Origin of the sequence: Burkholderia sp. E168m23 (assembly GCF_016586125.1) — a bacterium.
In the GTDB taxonomy this organism is placed as follows: domain Bacteria; phylum Pseudomonadota; class Gammaproteobacteria; order Burkholderiales; family Burkholderiaceae; genus Burkholderia; species Burkholderia orbicola.
In genome coordinates this window covers 1-2,090 of sequence record NZ_BCPP01001120.1, presented here as the reverse complement: position 1 = coordinate 2,090, position 2,090 = coordinate 1, and the positions used below count along the sequence as shown (strand labels likewise).

The following is a 2,090-nucleotide window of genomic DNA, read 5'->3' as shown; positions in this document are numbered from 1 at the left end:
GTCACGACCTTCGGCGAATCGCACGGTCCCGCGATCGGCTGCGTGATCGACGGCTGCCCGCCGGGGATGGGGCTGACCGAAGCCGATATCCAGATCGAACTCGATCGCCGCAAGCCGGGCACGTCGCGGCACGTGACGCAACGGCAGGAGGCCGACGAGGTCGAGATCCTGTCGGGCGTGTTCGAAGGCGTGACGACCGGCACGCCGATCGCGCTGCTGATCCGCAACACCGACCAGCGCAGCAAGGACTACGGCAACATCGTCGAGACGTTCCGTCCCGGCCACGCCGACTACACCTACTGGCAGAAATACGGCATCCGCGACTACCGCGGCGGCGGTCGCTCGTCCGCGCGCCTGACCGCGCCGATCGTCGGCGCCGGCGCGGTCGCGAAGAAGTGGCTGCGCGAGCGCTTCGGGGTCGAGGTGCGCGGCTACATGAGCGGCCTCGGCGAAATCGACGTGCCGTTCGTCGACTGGTCGCACGTGCACGAGAACCCGTTCTTCTCGCCGAACGCGGCGGTCGTGCCGGAGCTCGAAGCGTACATGGATGCGCTGCGCAAGGATGGCGATTCGATCGGCGCGCGCATCGACGTCGTCGCATCGGGCGTGCCGGTCGGCTGGGGCGAACCGGTATTCGACCGGCTCGATGCCGATATCGCGAAGGCGATGATGAGCATCAACGCGGTGAAGGGCGTCGAGATCGGCGCGGGCTTCGACAGCGTCGCGCAGCGCGGCTCGGTGCATGGCGACGAACTGACGCCGGCCGGCTTCGTCGGCAACCACGCGGGCGGCGTGCTCGGCGGGATTTCGACGGGGCAGGACATCACCGTGTCGATCGCGATCAAGCCGACGTCGAGCATCCGCACGCCGCGCCGCTCGATCACGAAGAGCGGCGACGAGGCGACGGTCGAAACCTTCGGTCGCCACGATCCGTGCGTCGGCATTCGTGCGACGCCGATCGCCGAATCGATGCTCGCGCTGGTGCTGATCGATCATGCGCTGCGCCATCGCGCGCAGTGCGGCGACGTCGAGACGTCGACGCCGAAGATCGCCGGCAGCGCGACCTGATAGAGGCGGGCGGGGCGCCCTGTGTCGCCTCGGCAGTGGAGCGATGAATGCAAGCGGGGCGCTGCGTGATGCAGCGCCCCGCTTCGTTTATGGCGGTTCGCAGTGACCGACGCAAAACGCGCCGCTCGTGGCGGCGCGTTCCGGCAGGTTACATGTTCGGATAATTCGGCCCGCCGCCGCCTTCGGGCGTGACCCACACGATGTTCTGCGTCGGGTCCTTGATGTCGCAGGTCTTGCAGTGCACGCAGTTCTGCGCGTTGATCACGAGGCGCTCGCCGCCGTCGTCGTTCTTCACGAACTCGTACACTGCCGCCGGGCAGAAGCGCGCCTCCGGCCCCGCGTACGTGCGCAGGTTCACGTTCACCGGCACGCTCGCGTCCTTCAGCGTCAGGTGCGCCGGCTGGTTCTCCTCGTGGTTCGTGTTCGAGATGAACACCGACGACAGCCGGTCGAACGTCAGCTTGCCGTCCGGCTTCGGATACGCGATCGGCTCGCACTGCGACGCCGGCTTCAGCATCTCGTGGTCCGCGTGCTGGTGATGCAGCGTCCACGGCACGTTGCCGCCCATCACCTTCTGCTCGAGCCCCACCATCAGTGTGCCGAGGTAAAGGCCCTTGGCCATCCACTGCTTGAAGTTGCGCGCGCGGTACAGCTCCGTGTACAGCCACGATTGCTTGAACGCATCCGGGTACGCATTGAGTTCATCCGACTGGCGGCCGGCCTGCACCGCGTCGAATGCGGCGTCGGCGGCCAGCATGCCGGTCTTGATCGCCGCGTGGCTGCCCTTGATCCGCGACGCGTTCAGGAAGCCCGCGTCGTCGCCGATCAGCGCGCCGCCCGGGAACACCGTCTTCGGCAGCGACAGCAGGCCGCCGGCCGTGATCGCGCGCGCGCCGTACGACACGCGCTTGCCGCCTTCGAGGAACGCGCGGATCGACGGATGCGTCTTGTAGCGCTGGAATTCCTCGAACGGTGACAGGTACGGGTTCGTATAGCCCAGGCCCACCACGAAGCCGACCACG

General features: G+C 67.6%; 2 protein-coding genes. One reads left to right on the top strand and one right to left on the bottom strand.

Features of this window, described 5'->3' with window-relative positions; translation table 11 throughout:
• Window positions 1-1,068 (top strand): chorismate synthase (gene aroC / locus JMF90_RS34745; RefSeq protein ID WP_201326133.1); only part of this gene is annotated, 1,068 nt, incomplete at its 5' end.
• 148 nt (window positions 1,069-1,216) lie between these two features.
• Here aroC and JMF90_RS34740 read toward each other — a convergent pair.
• Window positions 1,217-2,090, bottom strand: an 874-nt coding sequence (locus tag JMF90_RS34740; protein ID WP_201326132.1) for an electron transfer flavoprotein-ubiquinone oxidoreductase, incomplete at its 5' end; no start/stop codon positions are given.